General features: G+C 36.5%; 22 protein-coding genes, 1 other RNA gene and 1 pseudogene. 7 read left to right on the top strand and 17 right to left on the bottom strand.

All coding sequences use genetic code 11. The annotated features are described in order from the left end of the window. Positions 1-388: 388 nt before the first annotated feature. From MKL62_RS04120 to kynU, 3 genes are read right to left on the bottom strand one after another with little or no spacing between them, the layout of a single operon-like run. A complete protein-coding gene (locus MKL62_RS04120; RefSeq protein WP_005128505.1) occupies positions 389-1,135 on the bottom strand; it encodes an alpha/beta hydrolase in 747 nt (248 codons plus the stop codon). Between the two features lie 7 nt (positions 1,136-1,142). Then, on the bottom strand, positions 1,143-2,549 hold the full coding sequence (locus MKL62_RS04125) for an amino acid permease (RefSeq protein ID WP_005128504.1): 1,407 nt from the start codon (positions 2,547-2,549) through the stop codon (positions 1,143-1,145). A 40-nt stretch (positions 2,550-2,589) separates the two neighbouring features. Further along, positions 2,590-3,840: a kynureninase gene (kynU, locus tag MKL62_RS04130; protein WP_005128503.1), complete on the bottom strand. Its 1,251-nt coding sequence runs from the start codon at positions 3,838-3,840 to the stop codon at positions 2,590-2,592. Between the two features lie 146 nt (positions 3,841-3,986). On the opposite strand from kynU, the gene gigD reads away from it, so the two are divergent. Beyond that, the gene (gigD, locus tag MKL62_RS04135; protein WP_001099948.1) at positions 3,987-4,436 is read left to right on the top strand and encodes an Lrp/AsnC family transcriptional regulator GigD; all 450 of its coding nucleotides are present in this window, start codon (positions 3,987-3,989) and stop codon (positions 4,434-4,436) included. A 46-nt stretch (positions 4,437-4,482) separates the two neighbouring features. Then, complete coding sequence (locus MKL62_RS04140) at positions 4,483-5,019, top strand: GNAT family N-acetyltransferase (RefSeq protein WP_000573225.1); 537 nt, start codon at positions 4,483-4,485, stop codon at positions 5,017-5,019. Positions 5,020-5,070: 51 nt separating this feature from the next. On the opposite strand, the gene MKL62_RS04145 is transcribed toward MKL62_RS04140, so the two are convergent. The 3 genes and pseudogenes from MKL62_RS04145 to MKL62_RS04155 all read right to left on the bottom strand — a co-directional run bounded on the left by MKL62_RS04145 (position 5,071) and on the right by MKL62_RS04155 (position 6,173). Continuing rightward, positions 5,071-5,364: a hypothetical protein gene (locus MKL62_RS04145; RefSeq protein WP_000689660.1), complete on the bottom strand. Its 294-nt coding sequence runs from the start codon at positions 5,362-5,364 to the stop codon at positions 5,071-5,073. A 114-nt stretch (positions 5,365-5,478) separates the two neighbouring features. After that, positions 5,479-5,715, bottom strand: coding sequence for a hypothetical protein (locus MKL62_RS04150; protein ID WP_000525041.1), 237 nt, complete (start codon positions 5,713-5,715; stop codon positions 5,479-5,481). A 98-nt stretch (positions 5,716-5,813) separates the two neighbouring features. Next, positions 5,814-6,173, bottom strand: a pseudogene (locus MKL62_RS04155) (YcgJ family protein). A 171-nt stretch (positions 6,174-6,344) separates the two neighbouring features. Between MKL62_RS04155 and MKL62_RS04160 the strand changes: the two are divergent. From MKL62_RS04160 to MKL62_RS04175, 4 genes are all read left to right on the top strand, one after another. After that, on the top strand, positions 6,345-7,031 hold the full coding sequence (locus MKL62_RS04160; protein ID WP_005128501.1) for an HAD-IA family hydrolase: 687 nt from the start codon (positions 6,345-6,347) through the stop codon (positions 7,029-7,031). Beyond that, on the top strand, positions 7,015-7,455 hold the full coding sequence (locus MKL62_RS04165; RefSeq protein ID WP_000040963.1) for an RNA-binding S4 domain-containing protein: 441 nt from the start codon (positions 7,015-7,017) through the stop codon (positions 7,453-7,455). The genes MKL62_RS04160 and MKL62_RS04165 overlap by 17 nt, the downstream gene beginning before the upstream one ends. A 145-nt stretch (positions 7,456-7,600) precedes the next feature. Further along, positions 7,601-8,650, top strand: a complete 1,050-nt coding sequence (gene recA / locus MKL62_RS04170) for a recombinase RecA (RefSeq protein WP_270899752.1) — start codon at positions 7,601-7,603, stop codon at positions 8,648-8,650. Between the two features lie 53 nt (positions 8,651-8,703). Further along, positions 8,704-9,186, top strand: a complete 483-nt coding sequence (locus tag MKL62_RS04175; RefSeq protein ID WP_005128499.1) for a regulatory protein RecX — start codon at positions 8,704-8,706, stop codon at positions 9,184-9,186. A gap of 14 nt (positions 9,187-9,200) precedes the next feature. Here MKL62_RS04175 and ffs read toward each other — a convergent pair. After that, an RNA gene (gene ffs / locus MKL62_RS04180) (signal recognition particle sRNA small type) lies at positions 9,201-9,297 on the bottom strand. 316 nt (positions 9,298-9,613) lie between these two features. On the opposite strand from ffs, the gene MKL62_RS04185 reads away from it, so the two are divergent. Continuing rightward, positions 9,614-10,498 carry a YbgF trimerization domain-containing protein gene (locus MKL62_RS04185; protein ID WP_030423751.1) on the top strand — a complete coding sequence of 295 codons (885 nt, stop codon included), beginning with the start codon at positions 9,614-9,616 and terminating at the stop codon, positions 10,496-10,498. Between the two features lie 54 nt (positions 10,499-10,552). Here the strand turns inward: MKL62_RS04185 and lpxA are convergent, their stop codons facing one another. From lpxA to frr, 10 genes are read right to left on the bottom strand one after another with little or no spacing between them, the layout of a single operon-like run. After that, the gene (gene lpxA / locus MKL62_RS04190) at positions 10,553-11,341 is read right to left on the bottom strand and encodes an acyl-ACP--UDP-N-acetylglucosamine O-acyltransferase (RefSeq protein WP_000064875.1); all 789 of its coding nucleotides are present in this window, start codon (positions 11,339-11,341) and stop codon (positions 10,553-10,555) included. Beyond that, positions 11,338-11,823, bottom strand: coding sequence for a 3-hydroxyacyl-ACP dehydratase FabZ (gene fabZ, locus MKL62_RS04195; RefSeq protein WP_000140523.1), 486 nt, complete (start codon positions 11,821-11,823; stop codon positions 11,338-11,340). The genes lpxA and fabZ overlap by 4 nt, the downstream gene beginning before the upstream one ends. 6 nt (positions 11,824-11,829) lie before the next feature. Continuing rightward, positions 11,830-12,900 carry a UDP-3-O-(3-hydroxymyristoyl)glucosamine N-acyltransferase gene (gene lpxD / locus MKL62_RS04200; protein WP_000647296.1) on the bottom strand — a complete coding sequence of 357 codons (1,071 nt, stop codon included), beginning with the start codon at positions 12,898-12,900 and terminating at the stop codon, positions 11,830-11,832. A gap of 4 nt (positions 12,901-12,904) precedes the next feature. Beyond that, the gene (locus MKL62_RS04205; RefSeq protein ID WP_001037943.1) at positions 12,905-13,408 is read right to left on the bottom strand and encodes an OmpH/Skp family outer membrane protein; all 504 of its coding nucleotides are present in this window, start codon (positions 13,406-13,408) and stop codon (positions 12,905-12,907) included. A 41-nt stretch (positions 13,409-13,449) separates the two neighbouring features. Continuing rightward, positions 13,450-15,960, bottom strand: a complete 2,511-nt coding sequence (bamA, locus tag MKL62_RS04210; protein ID WP_005128497.1) for an outer membrane protein assembly factor BamA — start codon at positions 15,958-15,960, stop codon at positions 13,450-13,452. Between the two features lie 37 nt (positions 15,961-15,997). Continuing rightward, complete coding sequence (gene rseP / locus MKL62_RS04215) at positions 15,998-17,353, bottom strand: RIP metalloprotease RseP (protein WP_000992586.1); 1,356 nt, start codon at positions 17,351-17,353, stop codon at positions 15,998-16,000. 1 nt (position 17,354) lies between these two features. Further along, positions 17,355-18,551: a 1-deoxy-D-xylulose-5-phosphate reductoisomerase gene (gene ispC, locus MKL62_RS04220; RefSeq protein WP_005128496.1), complete on the bottom strand. Its 1,197-nt coding sequence runs from the start codon at positions 18,549-18,551 to the stop codon at positions 17,355-17,357. Continuing rightward, the gene (locus tag MKL62_RS04225) at positions 18,552-19,376 is read right to left on the bottom strand and encodes a phosphatidate cytidylyltransferase (RefSeq protein ID WP_005128495.1); all 825 of its coding nucleotides are present in this window, start codon (positions 19,374-19,376) and stop codon (positions 18,552-18,554) included. Next, positions 19,376-20,128, bottom strand: coding sequence for a polyprenyl diphosphate synthase (gene uppS / locus MKL62_RS04230; protein ID WP_000132219.1), 753 nt, complete (start codon positions 20,126-20,128; stop codon positions 19,376-19,378). Before uppS ends, MKL62_RS04225 begins: the two co-directional genes overlap by 1 nt. Before the next feature lie 5 nt (positions 20,129-20,133). Further along, entirely contained in the window at positions 20,134-20,688 is a 555-nt protein-coding gene (frr, locus tag MKL62_RS04235) for a ribosome recycling factor (protein WP_000606428.1), read from the bottom strand. Between the last annotated feature and the right edge of the window lie 64 nt (positions 20,689-20,752).

Here is a 20,752-nt window from a genome sequence, read left to right on the forward strand (position 1 = left end):
CTATAAACTCATCTAAGCAACAGCTAAACAGTTTGTCGATTAGAGAGAAAACACTATCTTTTTAATCTAATCGAGATATTAGTTTAGGTCAACTTAAAATAGTATACAGCAGTAAAAAACTCAAAAAATTGTGACACACTCTACACTTCCTTATTGATTAAGCAAAAATCAATATATTTATTTAAATCTAATAAAACAATATATCAATTTATATGTTGTTCAACTTGGTTATTTAACATACTCAGTGCTCTTGTACTGAAATATTTTATTAGCTGAACTTAATATTATAAATAAGATAACTTTTCATGATTTTCCAGCCACCTATTGTTTCTATAATATTTAAATCAACTTACCCTATGTTTACCAAGGCTAACTCAAACTTAATTTCTCACTTAAATATAAATTTAAAATAGTGCTCTAAAATAGAGTAATGGTTAATTTCAGGAATAATTTCAAAAGAAATCATATCGTCACCTTGACTAAGTCGATACTCAAAATAATTTTGACTTTGCCATTTTAATTCACTAAGTTCTAATCCACCACACAAAATCGTACAAGGAATATTGATCTGTTCCTGCTGATGAATAGGACTATATTTCAAAATATCCTCTTGCGATAAGTTTAAAGCATGATTTAAATGAGTCTCTTGTATAGGTAATAAATCATAAATCCCACTTAATAAAGTTGCCTTGGATAATAACGGATGGTTTAAACATAAAGCACCAAGATGAGCACCTGCTGAATGGCCGACCAATACTACTTCGCCTGTTTTCCAATTTTGTTCAGCGATAAAATCGAGCGCTTGTTGAGTTTGAGCAACGATTTGTGAAATATGACTTTGAGGAGCCAAGTCATATTCTAAAAGTACACACTGCGCTCCTTTTGCTAATATGTACGGCGCTATAAAGGCAAAGTCCGATTTATCACACCACTGCCAATATCCCCCATGTATAAAAATTACGGTTTTATTGACATGTTCTAGAGGAAAAAAATCCAGAATTGATCGGTTCTTTGAACCGTACTTTATATCTTTTATATGATAATAGGCCTGATAACTCAGCAAGCTTCTGTATTGGAAGCCTGCTAGTATTTCACCTTCATTCTCTACCGTTGTAGCATTGTCATACCTTCTCATATACCAATCACCTCAATGTTTCTTCACTAGAGTTGAGATTTAACTTTACGGTAGAACGTTTCAAATAATAGAAAAATATAAGAACCAGAACTAAAGGTACGCCAAATTGTAAAGTAGACTTAAATTCACTGGTAAACCAGGTAGTCACTGTAATGCTTAAAATCGCAATAAACCCAAACAAAGAGATAAATCGACTAGCAGGAATTTTAAATTTTAGTTGTATATTTTGCTGAACCATATGTCTTCTAAAAAATATATGAGTCACAAATATACTTCCCCACGTGAACAACGCACCAAACATGGATAGCGCAATCATAATTGGAAATGCGGAAGCTGGATTAATCGTATAAACAATACTAGCAATACCAATCCCTACCGCAGATAACAACAGCGCATTTACCGGTACCCCATTACTACTAATTCGACCAAAGACTTTTGGGGCATCACCTGCACGTGACAAGCTAAACAGCATACGAGTTGAAATATAAAGCATGCTATTCATAGCTGATAAGGCAGCTACAATTACAATAAAGTTTAAAATGCTATCCGCATACGGGATACCGACAATCTTCATGACCATAACAAAAGGGCTTGTTGCATCTGCTCCAATCAAAACAGTCCACGGCACCAAAGTAACGATTAGGAATAAGGACAATAAATAAAACAAAATGAGTCGAAGTGCTGTGCTTTTGAATGCTTTTTTAACTGCCTTTTCTGGGTCTTTAGCTTCGCCAGCCGCGACAGCAATCATTTCTATACTTAAATAACTAAATATTGAAATGATTACTCCAATCCAGACCCCACTAAAGCCATTTGGAAAAAAGCCCCCATGTCCTGATAAATGAGTTACAACTTGCGTCATTCCCTGATTGCTTTGCGTCAAGATACCAATAGACAAAAGAATAAATACGATAATGGCAAAAACTTTAATTGTGGAAAACCAGTATTCCACTAGTCCAAAAGCTTTAACACTATAGGCATTTACAACAAGTAAGGTCAGTGAAAAAAATCCAATCCAGACCCAAGAGTCTACATTCGGGAACCAGAGCTTCATATAATCAGCAACGGCGGTAATCTCTGTACCTACCGCCAGTACAATACAAGCCCAGTAACAGTAGCGAACTAAGAAGCCGGCAAGTGGACTCATATAATGTTCTGCATATGCACCAAATGAGCCCGAAGTAGGATGCTGAACTGTCATTTCAGCCAAACAAGCCATAAGCGCAAAAGCAATTAAACCACCAATCGCATAGCTGACTATGACTGCGGGACCTGCAAAGCTAATTGCAAATTTGCTTCCCATAAACAATCCGGTTCCAATTGCTCCACCAATGGCAATCATCCCCATCTGTTTTGCAGATAACTTTTTATGCAGCCCAGCTTCTCTATTTTGTATTTCATCAAAACTACTCATAAGCCCTCCTAGCCATTTGTTTTATTTTGATTCCTTAAAATCAGGTCACTTCACCGCGAACTAAATACTGCTTGTTTTTCCATTCACTATTCAGCATGGTTTCTTTTAAGTGCTGTACTGCATTCCAAACATCTTCAAAGCCCAGATACAAAGGTGTAATACCAAATCTCAAGACTGCAGGTTCCCGATAATCACCAATCACACCGCGTGCAATAAGTGCCTGAATAATTTCATAACCGAATTCATGACGATAACTAACATGACTACCACGATGCTTATGATCTAAAGGCGTAATTAACTCAAATCCAAATTCAGAACATTCTTGATGTACCAATTGAATAAATAAATCAGTTAATTTCAAAGATTTCTCACGGATTTTTTGCATATCAGCATGCAGGAAAATATCCACTCCGCATTCAATCAGACTCATAGAAATAACCGGCTGAGTCCCACATAAATATCGTCGGATACTATTCGCTGGCTCATAATGCTGTGCCATATCAAATGGTTTTTTATGACTCCACCAACCAGATAAAGGCTGCCAGAACTGATCACGGTGCTTTTCATTGACCCAGAGCAATGCAGGAGAACCAGGGCCACCATTTAAATATTTATAGGTACAACCAATTGCAAAATCACTATCAGTTTGATTAAGGTGCATAGGAACCGCACCGACTGAGTGGCATAAATCCCAAATCACCAAAGCATCTTTAGAGTGAATTTGTTCATTAATAGATGCCATATCATAAAAATAACCAGTGCGGTAATTCACATGGGAAAGTACTACTACAGCAACATCTTTCTCTAAAGCACGAGATAAGTCTTCTACGCCATCAATTAATTCAACCTGATAGCCCTTTTGAATTAAGTCAATGAAACCTTTAATAATGTAAATATCTGTTGGAAAAGCATCTTTTTCTGCCACAATAATTTTGTGTTCAGGGAATTTATCAGCCTGAATTTTTACCGCTGCAGATAAAACTTTAAATAAGTTCAGTGTAGTTGAATCTGAAATAACAACTTCACCTTGTTCCGCACCAATCAGTTTAGCGACTTTGTCACCCAGCCGTGTTGGTAACCCCCACCAGTCTGCCTTATTCCAGCTATTGATCAGATCTTCTCCCCATTCTTGGGAAATAATATGCTGAGCGACAGCCAAAGATTTCTTTGGTCTAGCACCTAAAGAGTTACCATCTAAATAAATAACGCCTTCTGGCAATGCAAATTCATCTTTAAATTTTTTGAGTTCATCTTCCTGATCCCAATACAAACACTGTTCACGAGTAATCATTTGGTATTGCACCTATTTCTACATTTCCTTTGTATTTGAATTTTATCACGTCAATTTGTACGATTTATTCGATAATATTTGATCAAAAATAGCTATTTTCGTATAAAATTCTAATTAAAATTAAAAAATATGGATGAAATTCGAAAATGAATGTAGATGCGATCGATCTAAAAATTTTGAAGTATTTACAAGACAATGCCCGTTTAAGTAACCAAGAACTTGCTGATCTTGTTAATCTTTCAGCATCTGCTTGTCACAGACGCGTCAAAATTTTAGAAACCAACGGAATCATTGAAAAATATCAAGCAAAAGTTAATTATGAAAAATTAGGTATAAAAATTGAGGCGATAGTTGAAATAAAACTTGCTCAACTCACCGAAAATGACCACAACTTTTTTTTAAGCCAAATCAAGAATTTTGATGAAGTCATCAATGCTTATATCATTACAGGTGAATCTAATTATGTACTGCACGTTGCCACTAAAGATCTAAACTCTTTTTCTCATTTTGTTATTAATACACTCAATAAAATTAAAGGTGTGGTAAGCATTAACTCAAAAATTATCTTACAGAAAATTATACAAAAGCCACTGTAGAATATTTAGCTAAAATTAAAAAAACTCTCGTTAAAGAATTTTTACTATGATCGAAACTGAACGTTTAATCTTAAGACAATGGAAAGAGTCTGATTCAGAGCCATTTATCAAAATGGGTTTAGACGAAGATGTTATGCGTTTTTTCCCAAAGCTTTTATCTGCTACTGAAAGTATAAGTTTAATTCAAAGAATATCAGCTCTTATTGATGAAAATGGCTGGGGATTTTGGGCGGTAGAATTAAAAGAAACTCAAGAATTTATAGGCTTTATTGGCTTACACAACCAACCAGAACAATTTGATTTTTCTCCCTGCATTGAAATTGGATGGAGAATTGCTACAGAACACTGGAAAAAAGGTTATGCCACTGAAGGAGCAAAAGCAGCATTGGACTATGCCTTTAATATTCTCAATAAAGATAAAGTGGTTTCTTTCACAGCAACAGTGAATAAGCCATCTCAAGCCGTGATGGAAAGACTAGGAATGCGCAAAGTTAAATACTTTAATCATCCCAAGCTTCCAGATGAACATGCCTTACAAAAGCATGTTCTTTATGAAATATATCATCCTAAACTTGAGTTATAATTCAGTTAAATAGTAATATAAATAAAATATTTCAATGAGTTAAAATGGTTGCTACTCATCAAAGTCATAACCTACAGAGGTGGAATACTCCCAATACTCATTAATCTTATCCGCAATATCTTCTTTGTCCATGGTAGTTAAAACGTAGAAAAGTTTTGCCTCTTTATTTTTTCTCAAAATTAATAAATTGTAATAGTCATATTCAGGGCCATTTAGCCCTAATGATGGCTGTTCTTCACAATGCTTCTCAGCCTTGTAATGCCATTCAAGTTTATAAGTATCAATACCATTGGCAGCATTGATCACTATGCCATCATTGGCTCCTCCAATAAATCCAATTTTCATCGCCTACTCTAAATTGTTATTCAAATGATTTTTAATATAACTTTAAATAAGTAGAGTTCAATTTATAAAATGTTTGCCAATACGTATCCTATGTAAATCAAAATAACGAGATGATTATTTCATTGTCCGTAAATACTCATAAGCTTCTTTTTCGTTGCTCTCAAGATGAACTTTTGCATCCGTTTCATCATTTAATGTTTCGTTTATTATTTTGCTCCCTTCATAAGAAATTTGATGACCAATTTGGAAATCTGCTCCTAATGCATCAATCACAATAAACTGCCCAGCCGTGTTTGAAGCAATAAAAAAACTGTTGTTACGATAACCATATCTAATTGTATATAATCCCACTTTTATTCCAACTTTTAATAATATTTAAATAATGATAATTTCATATAAAGTATAGAAACGCAAAAAATTATCAAAAAACTAATTTACAACTCATATAACTACCTATTTTTAAAAATTTTATCAGTCATTTTTTTATCTACTCTACTTCTATGACCATTTTCAAAAAATTTATTCATATGGCACAATTTAGTAGTGGTATCACAAAATACACCATTAGAAAAAGTAAAAGCAGATGTATCAAAGTCACCTTATGAAAAAGCTTGTTTTGCTTTTTTCGCACCTAAATATTGATTAGTTAAGGATTTGGAAACGCCCTTTTTATCTGCACAAATATATTTATCACAGACTACACCTCTTTTAGGTGAAAAAACTGCAGCTGTATTTTGTGCCAATGTATTTGCACTAAACGCAAAACAAATAGAACCAATAAAAACCACAAAGAAATTAGAATTTTTCATTTTTTAATTCACTCGTTATCATTAGTTATTGAAATAATATATCAAAAGTAAAATATCTTTAGAACTTTAAAATGATGAGATAACAACAAATCAATCTGTTTTTGAGGCTTTAATGTTTATAATCTTAGGCTAATTTCTTCCATGTATATTTAAAGCTGGAGCGTTCGCAACATGAATAAGGTAGTGCTGTTTGACATGGATGGAACTTTACTAGATTTAGCTTTTGATGACTTTATCTGGAACGAATGCTTACCTAAAAGACATTCTGAAACACATCATCTATCTTTAACTGAGAGTCAAGAAATATTAAACCAGTTTTATCGCAGCCATAAACATACGCTTGCTTGGTACTCATCAAATTACTGGACACAAACAACTGGCGTGGATGTTTTAAAGCTCCAGCAAGAATTTCAGCATAAAATTAAAGCGAGGTCAGGATGCATGGAGCTGCTCAGCGCTTTAAAAGCACAAGATTATCAATGTTGGTTAGTCACCAATGCTGACTGTGCAAGCCTAAAATTAAAACTTGATAACGTTCCTATCCAAGATTTTTTTGAAGTCATCGTATCTAGCGAACAAATTGGTTACGCAAAAGAAAACATCCGATTCTGGCAAGAGTTGCAACGCTTGCATTATTTTGCGCCAGAAAGCACTATTTTTTTAGATGACACTCTTCCTGTTTTAAAAACTGCAGAAAAATTTGGTATAAGACACTTGTTTACTATCTTACAGCCCTCAAGTCTTAAGAGTAAAAGACAGCCACAAGATTTAGAGTATGAAGCTCTAGATCAGCTTACAGAGCTACTGTCTATTTTGAATCAAATTGATAGAAAGGATAATGATGTCAAAATTGCGTGAAAACGATGCTGTAGAAACCATGCGTGTCGACAAATGGTTGTGGGCAGCACGTTTTTTTAAAACCCGTTCTATTGCTAAAGCTGCAATTGAAGGGGGTAAAGTACATCACAATAATGAACGTGTAAAAGTTTCTAAAGAGATTCGTGTCGGTATGGAGCTCGTAGTTCAACAAGGTTTCGATAAAAAAACAGTTGTTGTTAAAGCGCTCTCCAATACCCGAGGACCGGCCCCTGTTGCACAACAACTTTATGAAGAAACAGAAGTAAGTATTGCAAGACGGGAGTTGATTGCTTCCCAACGAAAATTGCATAATCTAGCACGACCTGACCATAGACCAAGCAAGAAAGATCGGCGACAAATCAATCGGTTTAAACAGGATAATGATCAACATTATGAAGATCACTGGTCTTATAATGATGAATAAAAACGTCGAGTTGTGTCGCACTCACATATACAATATATAGAAGCTAGAGAAAAAATCTGTCACTATTAGCCCTGTGAAACAAGTTGAGATTCAATGCATCCACTTGGGTTAAACGTGATGAACATAGAGTATTGAGGTTTTTGAGATGGATGAGAATAAAAGCAAAGCATTACAAGCCGCTTTGAGCCAAATTGAGAAGCAATTTGGTAAAAATACGGTTATGCGTCTTGGTGATAACACTGTTCAAGCAGTTGAAGCCGTATCTACAGGTTCTTTAACTTTAGACATCGCATTGGGGATTGGTGGTTTACCAAAAGGCCGTATTATCGAAATTTATGGTCCTGAATCTTCTGGTAAAACCACAATGACATTACAAGCAATTGCTCAATGTCAAAAATCTGGTGGTACATGTGCCTTCATTGATGCTGAGCACGCCCTAGACCCTCAATATGCACGCAAACTTGGTGTAGATATTGATAACCTACTTGTTTCACAACCCGACAATGGTGAGCAAGCACTTGAAATTGCTGACATGCTTGTCCGTTCAGGCGCAATTGATTTAATCGTTGTGGACTCGGTGGCTGCACTTACACCTAAAGCAGAAATCGAAGGTGAGATGGGTGACTCTCATATGGGTCTACAAGCGCGTCTTATGAGCCAGGCACTTCGTAAAATTACGGGTAATGCTAAACGTTCAAACTGTATGGTTATCTTCATTAACCAGATTCGTATGAAAATTGGTGTTATGTTTGGTAGCCCAGAAACTACCACTGGTGGTAATGCTCTTAAATTCTACGCTTCAGTTCGTTTAGATATTCGTCGTATCGGTCAAGTAAAAGAAGGCGATGAAATTGTTGGTTCAGAAACTAAAGTTAAAATCGTTAAGAACAAAATGGCTCCTCCGTTTAAAGAAGCTATTTTCCAAATTCTATACGGTAAAGGTACTAACCAACTAGGTGAACTTGTAGATTTAGCAGTACAACAGGACATCGTACAGAAAGCTGGTGCATGGTATTCATATCAAGGCAATAAAATTGGTCAAGGTAAAAACAATGTAATTCGCTATTTTGAAGAAAATACTCAAATAGCTGAAGAAATTGAACGTAATATCCGTGAACAATTGCTGACTACAGGCACAAATGGTGCAGTTCAAATTGAAGATGAAGAAGAGCCAGATCTTTTATTAGAATCGTAATTATACATGAGTCATAAAACGCCCTTCGGGGCGTTTTTTACAAGGAATTTTATATGTTCAAAAGAAACGATGAGCAATCTCAGCAGCGCCCTCCTCTTACTGGCCAACGTTTACGCTCATATGCTTTTGCTTTACTCACTCGCCGAGATTACTCTAAAGCAGAGCTTATCGAGAAATTAGCTCGTTATGCACAAAATATAGAAGAAGTAAAACAACTGGTTAAGGAGTTATCTGAACAAAATTACCAGAGTGATCAACGTGTTGCTGAGCAAATGCTAGCAAGCCAAATTCGTAAAGGTAAAGGACCGAAACGAATTCAACAAGCTTTAAAAACTAAACAAATTGAAAATGATTTAATTGCAGATGAAATTCAAGAAATTGATTGGGTAGAACAGGCTTATCAACTTAAAGTTAAAAAATTTGGAGAAGCTGTAGAGAAAGATCCAAAACTTAAAGCAAAACAGATCAGATTTTTACAATATAGAGGATTTGATTTAGATGTAATTTTAAAAGCAATCCAAAGAAAATTGGATTAAAAGAATGGTGGCAACCCCACTAGCAAAACTTCGGCACATCATAGATCTGCTACCGTTGCTACCTTCCGGTCCTGGCGGGGTTCACAGAGTACAATTGCGAAGCCACCAGCGGGGCTACCATTGCAAAACAAAGTATAGAGATTTTTAAAAGAGTTGCAACCCTTCTCTGCCTTTTTCGGCAAGTTTTTGTTTCGATTGATTAATTCCTCAGCAAAAATAGCTTTAAACCCCAAAAATGTAATTTCTTGAGCTTATGCTCTTTTCTTATTTTGCATAAAATATGCTTGAAGATTGTAAACTAGCCTTGCATTTAAACTGTTAACTGCTTTAATTGCATTGATCAATGAAAAACCTTAGATATTTAGAGAATTGTTTTTTATATTCCTGTGTCAAGGTGGCTTTTATATAAAATTATGGATTTATACACATGCAAATGAAGAAGCATTCTTTATTATTTATTGCCTTAATGAGCACCACTTCTCTATACGCAAATATCCCTATCGAGTCTCGTGGTTTAAGTCAAAATGATGGTAGTGCATCTAATACTTCTTCAAGCAATATTTCAGTTCCTACAAATTTAAACTGGGAATTGATGCAAAAAAACCAACAATTAGAAAATGATATTCGTACATTAAGAGGTCAGCTTGAAGAACAAGCTAATGATATTGAGCAATTAAAGAAAGATCTAGCAAACCGATATACCGATTTAGATCAACGTTTAGAATTATTACACCAAAAAGTTGACCCTGACAGTGCTACACAAGACGATAGTTCGAATGCAACGTCCGATAACACTACTCCTGCTAGTGCACCAGCCCCTCAAACCACAGAGAGTAATAAAGTAGCTGTAGTACCAGCCACACAAACTTCTGAGCAGCAGCCTAGCGCACCAACAACCACTACTCAACCAGCACCAGCTGCTGCGCAAAACCAGTCAAATTCCCTCGAATTAGAAAAAGCTGCTTATACTGTAGCTTTAGATGCGTATAAACAAGGCGGTGCTAAAAAAGCAATTGCTCCAATGCAACACTTTATAAAAAACCATCCTAATAGTATCTATACAGGTAATGCTTATTTTTGGTTAGCCGAGTTTCATTTAGCGACAGATCCAGTAAATTATAATGAAGCAAAGAAAAACTATAATGTCGTAGCTAACCAGTACCCAAATTCAAGTAAGGCACCTCGAGCATTGTACCAACTTTATAGTATCGCTAAAGATGTTGATAAGAATACTGTGTCAGCAAATCAATACAAGAACAAGTTACTTAGCCAATATCCAAAGTCTGAAGAAGCAAAATTCTTTAACAAATAATTTAGTTATAAAAAAAGACACTGTTAAAACAGTGTCTTTTTTATGTCTTCTTGATTAGCGCACAATTCCACGCTCTGATTGTTCAAGAGAATCAATCAAGAGTTGAGCTTCTGGAACTGAAGGTAAAATTTCACTTTTAATTTGGTCAATAGCTTGAACAGAAGTTAATCCAGATTTAAATATCAATTTATAAGCTTCTCTTAAGCCTTGAATTGTATTTTTAGACCAACCTTTTCTTCGCATACCTTCAATATTTATACCAAACGCATGTGCAGGGTTACCAGACGCCATCACATAGGCTGGAACATCTTTAAGGATCAAAGAAGCCCCACCAATCATGCTATAAGAATCGATCTTACAGAATTGATGAATTCCAGAATTACCACCCACAATAACGTGATCACCAATATGTACATGTCCAGCGACACCTACATTATTAGCAAAGATATTATGGTCACCTACGATACAATCATGTGCAATATGTGTATTTACCATTAATAGGTTATGACTACCTATCTTGGTTAATGCATTATCTTGTACCGTACCTCTATGTAAGCTGCAATGTTCGCGAATTAGATTATTGTTACCAATTTCAAGCCACGTTTCTTCACCTTTATATTTGAGGTCTTGGCAAACTTCGCCAACACTTGCAAATTGAAAGATTTCGTTATTTTGGCCAATTCTGGTAAAACCACCTACAACCACATGAGAATGTAATTTAGTACCAGCACCAATAGTCACTTGAGGACCAATAATACAATAAGGTCCTATTTGAACATCTGAAGCAATCACTGCAGATGGATCAATAATGGCGGTAGAATGGATTAAATCGTGATTGCTCATGCCTGCTCTGTTTTTTGGTGTGAAATCATAATCTCAGCGGTTGCTGCTACAATGCCATCAACGCTAGCTGTACAATTGTATTTGTAGATACCGCGCTTCTGCATTACCAACTCAGATTTTAATACAAGTTGATCACCTGCAACTACTTGTTTTTTAAATCTAACTCTTTCTGCACCAGCAAACAGAAATAATGAACCTGGTTTTGGCGTTTCATTGTTCATAATAAAACCAAGAACGCCTGAAACTTGAGCTAATGCTTCAACAATGAGAACACCAGGCATAATTGGATATTCTGGGAAATGCCCTTGTAGGAACTCTTCATTGATAGAAACATTTTTATAACCAACAATACTATTGTCAGTAACTTCAGTCACACGATCAACCAATAAGAATGGGTAACGATGCGGCAAATATTGACGAATCGTTTGAATCTGCATTGGTAATTCAGGGATGGCAAATTTAGGTGTAGTAGACTCGGTCATAATATTCTATTTACGCAAATTAAAAGTTGATTCAAGAGACTCTATTTGAGCTTGTATATGATCAAGTCGTTTAGTGATTTGGGTCAATGGCACATCTGCTAATTGTCGCAAGCGTACAATCGTCTTTTTCCAATGATTATTTTCAAATAATCCGGTTCCCGAAGAGTAAGTTCCAGCTTCAGAAATATTTTTTGTGACCATTGACATTCCAGTCAAAGTCACATTATCAGCAATTGAAAGGTGTCCTGCCACTCCACACGCCCCAGCTAGAATACAGTTTTTGCCAATTTTTGTACTTCCGGCAATACCGCACTTCGCTGCAATAGCAGTATTTGAACCAATATGGACGTTATGTGCAATTTGCACAAGGTTATCAATAATAACCCCATCTTCCAAAATTGTATTATCAAGTGCGCCTCTATCAATACTACAATTTGATCCAATTCGGACATCATTTCCAATTAAAACTGAACCTAATTGAGCAATACGATGCCACTTTCCTTGATATGGAGCAAAACCAAAACCTTCTCCACCAATGACAGTACTTGAATGAATACGCACCCGATCTCGTAATTTAGAACCACCTGTAATAGTGACATGAGAATCAATAAAACAGTCTTTTCCAACTTCTACATTATCATCAAGTTTGGTATGTGACTGAATGACGGTATTATCGCCAACTACACAATTTTCACCAATAACCACATAGTGACCAATATAAGCAGTTTCGGAAATAACAGCAGATGGATGAATTTGGGCAGTACTTTCTATGCCTGTTGAGCTAATCTTTTTATCAAATACATGGGTAAGGATTGCAAACGCAAGATAGGGATTATCAACAATAATAAAATTATCTTTTTCAGGAAGATGTTCTTTTAAAGCTGCGGTAACAATGTAAGCGCCCGCACGACTTACTTTAGCTTGATCGAGATGTTTCTCACCATTCACAAAAGTAAGATGGTTAACCTCTGCATTTTCCAAACTCGCCAAGTTTGAAAATTGAAGACTACCTTCACCAATTAGCTCACCTTTAACAAGGTGAGCTAATTCATCTAAACGATATTGTTGCGCTTTCATTAATTTATTTCATTGAATTAACCTTTTGTATCATTTTATCAGTTAAATCATACTTAGCGTCATAGGCAACAGTCGAATTTTTATTCAAAATAAAGTCAAGATTATTTTCTTTTCGTAATTGCTCAGCAGCTTGCTTAACTCTAGTCTCAAAAGTTGTATTCATACTTTGTAAGCTCGTTTGAACTCTTGACTGTAAGCCTTGCTGTGTTGAATTAAACTCATTTAATTTCGATTGATACTGAGATTGTAATTTTTTAATCTCATCTTCTTTCATTTTTTGGCCTTGAGTCTGCGCTTGACGTTGAAGCCCTTCTAACTCTTTACCTAATTGCTCAAGCTTAGTTGTAGTTGGTTTCACAGACTGGTTTAAGCTTGCATTTTGCTGTTTCAAATAAGTACTACTTTCAACAACTTTAGCAAGATCAATTACCCCATAACCAGCTGCATTAGCTGCTACAGAAGCCACTGTCAGGCCTAACCCTAACATTAATTTATTTAATTTATTCATGTAAATCTCTTTCCTTATTTCGTTATACAAAAAGATCGTACTTAGAAAGTACGACCAATTTCAAACTGGATTTCTTTAGTTTCATCACCCGGTTTATCATTTAACGGGAATGCATAGCTAAGTGACAATGGACCAATCATGGTAATCCAGGTTACACCAACACCCACACTATAACGTAAGTTACCTAAATCAAATCCATAATTATCTTCACAATATTTTCTGACATCCGTAATAGTCTGGCCTTTAATGATCATGCCTTTATTACCATAAGCTGAATTGTTGATATCACATTTTGTATCAAAAACCTGACCACCTTCCGCAAAAAGAACAGGGCGTACTTGGCGAGTCCAGTCACCTTTAAATGGCATTGGTAAAACTAACTCTGTACCAAATTGGAGAAGAGCATTACCACCTACTTCTTCAGGAGAACTATCATTTTGCTTAGTTTCTTGTAGATTTACACTTGGATATTTAGGTCCCAGGGTACTGTTGTCATAGCCTCGAACAGAACCGTAACCGCCTGCATAGAAGTTTTTATAGAATGGTAAGTCATTACCATAACCTAACTTGCCATAACCACGAAGTACAAAGCCGGTACTACCAATAGGGAAAAATGCTTGAGTATCATAAGTTACTTTTTGATAATCAACATCACTACCTGGTAAACCAATTTCAAGACCTACACGATGAGACATACCTGACGTTGGGAAAATTGGTCTATTTAAGGTGTTATAAGACCAACCCAAGTTCAAGTTATAAGTAAAAAACTCACCTTCGAATGCGCTTCCAAAAGGAGCAGAAGTTTGACCATCAGGACATTTCCCACTAGCATCTAGATCTACTAAACAATAAGTACTTGTTGAAGTAGTTTTTCCACCATTTGCCAACAAATAGTCACGTACATATGTAGAAACATAAGGGCCTGTGGTTACTTTAGTGTTATCAACGCCCACCGAAGCACTTAAACTTTGATTTTCGTCAATAGGGTAACCAAAACTTAAACTACCACCAAAACTATCCGTTACATAGTTGTTAACGTTATAGTCATCATTCAGCTTCGTTTTACGATAATACACGTTATAACCGCGGCTTACCCCATCAATGGTAAAGTAAGGGTCGGTAACACTTAAGTTGTAATAGTCTTGAGTTTCAGAACGAGATAAGTCAATTGCTACTCGGTTACCTGTACCCATAAAATTAGTTTGACTAAGTCCTGCTTGGAACGTAATACCACCACTTTGCGAATAACCAACCGCTAATGTAGTAGTACCTGAATGTTGTTCTTCAACATTTACGTTTAAGTCAACTTGGTCGGGAGAGTTTGGAATACGAGCAGGTTTAATATCAACTGTTTTAAAGAAACCTGTACGCTCTAAACGAACCTTAGATAAGTCAATTTTTTCATTGCTCGCTAATGCACCTTCCATCTGACGCATTTCACGACGTAATACTTCATCAGAAGTTTTGCTATTACCAGTAAAATTAATACGACGTACGGTAACTTGTTGACCTGGATTCACATAATAATTTAAGTCAACAACGCCAGTTTCATTATTAATCTGCGGCACAATATTTACATCTGCAAAGTAATAACCTGCATTACCATACTTACGTAAAAGTAATTGCTTAACCGCATTTACTTTTTCTTGTGAATAGGTATCACCGTCTTTATAAATTTTTAATGCTTGTAATTCTTCAGGCTTATAAAGCGCATCACCTAAGAATTTAGTTTGACCAAATTTAAATTGGCTACCTTCATCAACACCAACCTCAATAAAGATATGCTTTTTATCTTCACTAATATTGAGTTGGGAATTATTAATATTAAAATTAATATAGCCTTTGTTAAGGTACATGGCACGTAAAGCTTCAAGGCTTGCAGCCATTTTTTCACGTGCATAGCGGTCATTACGTGTGACTACAGAAGCCCAACCACTTTCTTTAACAGCAAATGCTTGTTTAATTTCACTGTCTTTAAAAACAGTATTACCAATTACATTAATATCAAAGACTTTTGCCGGCGTTCCTTCATTAAAATTAATTTTTAATTCAACGCGGTTATTTGGGCGAGCAACTGTATCAACTGTAACATCAGCATCATAACGGCCTTGTTGAGTATATTGTTGCTCTAATTCTGTCTCAATGGTTTGCAAAGCAGATTTCTTAAAAACCTCACCCTCAGCAATACCCATTTTTTTGAGGCCTTGTTCTAGAGCCTCTTTAGGAATAAGTTTATTACCCTTAAATTCAAGCTTTGAAATAATTGGGCGCTCAATAACATTAAAAACCAAAGTATCATTTTCTTTTGATGCTTTAATATCATCAAAAAGTCCAGTGGCATACAATGTTCGAATTGCTTCGGCGATCATCGGTTCATTAACGCGATCGCCACTGTTGATTGGCAACATGGTATAAACATTTGCAGGGGTAAGACGGACCAACCCGTTTACACGAATATCTCTAACAACGAAATCATCAGCTGCATATGCTTGTTGTACCGCTGCCATAGCGCTAACAAGTGCCAAAGGCATTAAAAAATGTGTGTGCCGCATGCCAGTTTTTTCCAGTAAGTTATAAATCCATATACGTTTACAAACGCATAAAGTCATTAAATAAAGCTAAAAGCATCATACTACCGAGCAGTACCATACCAATTTTTAGACCAAACATTTGTATTTGTTCAGAAACAGGCTTCCCACGAATAGCTTCAATAATGTAATACACTAGATGACCACCATCTAACATTGGAATTGGTAATAAGTTTAAAATTCCAAGGCTTACACTCATTAAAGCCATAAAAGAGATAAAGGTTTCCCAGCCCATTTCTGCACTTTGGCCAGCTACTTTTGCAATGGTAATTGGCCCAGAAAGATTTTCTAATCCAATTAGTCCCTTAACCATTTTTACTATTGAATTCAAAATCATGCTAGAGATTTGGCCAGTTTTATCAAGTGCCATTTCAAAAGCTTGTATTGGAGTATATTGAATTGTTTGCTTATATTCGTCAGGAATTGTAATTTTTCCAGCATCACTTTTTACACCAAGTACTCCATTTACCTGCCCCATGCTATCACGCTTACCTTGTGGCATAACTTGTAAATGTACTAGTTGTTCATGACGTAAGACATCAATCTTAAGTAACTTTTCTGGGGAACGCTGGACAACTTCTACCACGTCGAACCAATCTTTCATAGGCTGGCCATCAATCGCAACAATACGATCGCCCACTTTCATCCCTTGACGAATCGCCGCACCATCTTCCGTTAACTCTGTTACAACAGCAGGAATCACAGGTCGATAAGGTAAGAAACCTAATACGTCCAGTGCAGATTCATTTTGATTTTTTAAAAAATCTTTGATTGGTAATACAAAATTTTTTTCGGAACCAGCACGGTCCACATCAATATTTACAGTACCTGTTTCCCCAACTCGATCAATCAAAGCAAAGTTTAGCTTTTCCCATGTTGTTGTCTCTTTCCCATCAACAGCAATAATTTTGTCACCTACATGTAACTGGGCTGCTGCAGCTGGAGAGTTTGGAATAATTTTACCAATTTTAGTATTTAATTGTTCTTGGGCTGGTAAAAACAAAATCCAAAAAAGAAGTACGGCAAAAATCAAGTTAATTAATGGCCCAGCAGCAACAATCGCTATACGTTTCCACGGTTTTTGACGGTTAAAAGCATATGGTAGATCTTGTTCTGCCACATTACCTTCTCGCTCGTCCAACATTTTGACATAGCCACCTAAAGGTAAGGCAGAAAGCTGATATTTAATACCAGACTTCTTAGACGTCCATTTCAGTAAAGTTGGTCCAAACCCAATTGAGTAAACTAAAACTTTAACACCAAGTTTTCGCGCAACCCAGTAATGGCCAAACTCATGGATTGCAATTAGAGGCCCAAGTAAAAGAGCTGCCGCTGCAATCATAAACAGTGCATTCATTTCAGCCTCCAATACTTGATATATATTGCTGAGCTACAGATCGGGCCACTTTATCTTTATCTAAAATGCACTCGATGCTTTCAGCCGCTGCATTCTCTAATTTTTCCAAAGTATGCTCTACCACTTGCGGAATACTTGTAAATCCAATCCTTTCCATTAAGAATGCTTCAACTGCAATTTCATTAGCTGCATTCAAAATGGTTGGTGCCAAACCTCCCGCACGCATTGCTTGTCTAGCCAAATTTAATGCAGGAAATTTTTGGGTATCCGGTGCCTGAAAATTAAGTTGAGAATACTCAAATAAATCTAAAGCAGGAACATTAGTTTGTAAACGCTCAGGCCATGCCAATGCATGTGCAATCGGAGTACACATATCCGGGTTACCCATTTGTGCTAATGTTGAGCCATCAACATACTGCACCATAGAGTGAATGATACTTTGTGGATGAACAACAACTGTAACAAAATGTTCAGATATTGAAAATAAATGACAAGCCTCAATTAACTCTAACCCTTTATTCATAAGAGTAGCCGAGTCAACCGAAATTTTTTGTCCCATTGACCAGTTTGGATGTTTACATGCTTGTTGCGGCGTTACATGAGTCAATTGTTCTAAGGAGTGATTTAAAAAGGGACCACCCGATGCTGTAAGCAATATTTTAGATACACCTAGCTGTGGTTGCCCTGTTCTATCTGCTTGTAAATAATTATGAGGTAATGATTGGAAAATTGCATTATGTTCAGAATCAACGGGCAATAACAATGCCTGATGATCACGAGCAGTTTGCATCATGATTTCACCAGACATAACTAATGCTTCTTTATTGGCAAGTAGGACTCGTTTACCTGCCTTAACAGCCGCTAAAGTTGGCAACAGCCCAGCTGCCCCTACAATTGCAGCCATAACAATATCCACATCTGTATGAGATGCGATATCGACTAAACCCTCTTGCCCAGCTAAAACATCAATATCCGATATATTTTGCTGAGCAAATAGTGTTTTTAGTTCAGCTATTTTCTGTTCAGGAACAACAACAACTTTAGGTCGAAACTGTTTGCAGATTTCAACAAGTTCAGAAATTCGACTATGCGCCGAAACTGCAAAGACTGAATACTTATCTGGATGTTGACCTAAAATTTTTAAGGTACTTCGTCCAATAGAACCGGTTACACCCAATATGCAAACAGATTGTGTCATCTATAAATCTACACCAATAAGCTTTAATATATACATTCCCGTTGCAAAAAGCGGGGCTGCTGCGAGTAAAGAATCAATACGGTCCAATACACCACCATGACCTGGCAAAACACGGCCAGAGTCTTTAATACCAGCACGGCGTTTGATCATTGATTCAAATAAATCACCTAATACTGAACCGAACACTGTAATTAAAGACAAAATCAAGAATAGAAGTTGTTGAACCCAAGTTAGGTTTAAATATTGATATTGCACCACAAGCATTACAATAATTGTAGTGAGAATACCGCCATATAAACCTTCTACTGATTTATTAGGACTTACTGTAGGCGCCAATTTTCTTTTACCGAATTTACGGCCTACAAAGTAAGCTCCACTATCTGCACCCCACACAAGCAAGAACAAATACATCAGCCACCATGGTGAGCTTTGCCATACTACAAAGATTGCAGTCACTGCTGCACAGATAAGAATCAAACCAATGACATATAGGGTCGCGTTATACCACCCATCGAATTCAGGAAAAGACTTAACCCAATAAACACTAACGAGCCAAGTTAAAATTGAAGCCGACCATAACAGTAAAGCAATGTCATGAAAGAATAAGGCAACGCCAGAAACAAAGGCAACAAGTAGACCATAACCCCAAGCTTTAGGTTTTACTACTGCACCAACTTCCCGAGGCATTAACTTATACCATTCATACCCCGCAACTCCTGCTGCTACAATCATAAGTACCAACATTGGATAATGTGATTGCGTAGCAAACATACAGCCCAAAACAACTGCAACAAGTACCAATGCGGTAACAATCCGCTCTAACATTATAATTTCTCGATTTTCTCTTGCTGAATTTGTTCAGATGTTTTACCGAAACGACGTTCACGCCCTGAAAAAACATTCAATGCATGGTCGAATTCTTCCACTGTAAATTCCGGCCACAAAGTATCCGTAAAATACAGCTCCGCATAAGCCGCTTGCCATAACAAGAAGTTAGATATACGGAAATCTCCACCTGTACGAATCAACAAGTCCACAGCTGGCAGATCGTTTAGACTGACATATTTTTCGAACAAATCAACATTTATTTGATCAGCGTCAATTTCGCCACGGGAAACTGCTTGAGCAACCTGCTTAGCTGCATTTGCAATATCCCACATACCACCATAGCTTACCGCAATAGTTAATGTCATGGCGTCATGATGTGCTGTTTGTTGCTCTGCATCTTCCATTAAGGCAACTAAATGTGAAGGTAATCGGGAACGATCCCCTATAAAGCGCAAAGCAATATTGAATTTCTTCATGCGAGGTATTTGCTCATGAATCGTTTCTTCAAGAAGTTTCATAAGCAGATCGACTTCATATTGTGGTCGATTCCAATTTTCACTCGAAAATGCAAAAACAGTTAAAGCACGAACGCCAGTTTTAACACAATGTTCAACAATAGGGTCAAGAACATTTTTACCCTCTCTGTGCCCATCGCCTTTTTGCATTTGATTTTTCTTTGCAAAGCGATTGTTGCCATCCATGATGATGGCAACATGCTGAGGAAGATGATACTCTTCTGAATCGGTCATAAAAATTAGACCTTCATCAATTCTGCTTCTTTCGCTGCTAGACGCTTGTCTACTTCTGCAACATATTTATCAGTGATTTTTTGGATATCATCGCCTGCACGACGCTCATCATCTTCAGAAATTTCTTTCTCTTTTAACAATGCCTTGATATCACCTAATACATCACGACGAATATTACGGATAGCAACTTTCGCATTTTCAGCTTCACTACGAGCGATTTTCTGCATATCACGACGTGTTTCTTCAGTTAAAGCTGGTAAAGGTACACGGATTGAATCAGCAGTAATAGGATTTAAACCTAAATCACTTTCACGAATTGCTTTATCAATTGCAGCAACCATCGTACGTTCAAATGGTTGAACGATAAGCGTACGAGAATCTTCAACACCAACGTTCGCTACTTGGTTTAAAGGCACATCAGAACCATAGTAAGGAACCATTACCCCATTTAAAATTGATGGGTGTGCACGGCCGGTACGAACTTTAGCAAACCCTTGTTCCAAAGACTCAAGAGTTTTTAACATACGCTGTTCGCTGTCTTTTTTCAGATCGTTAATCATATGATCTTCCTTACTTATTTATTCAAGGATGTATATAACAAATTTAATTTAGCGCTAGTATAAA

Source organism: Acinetobacter sp. AOR01_HL (assembly GCF_027855455.1).
Taxonomy (GTDB): domain Bacteria; phylum Pseudomonadota; class Gammaproteobacteria; order Pseudomonadales; family Moraxellaceae; genus Acinetobacter; species Acinetobacter baumannii.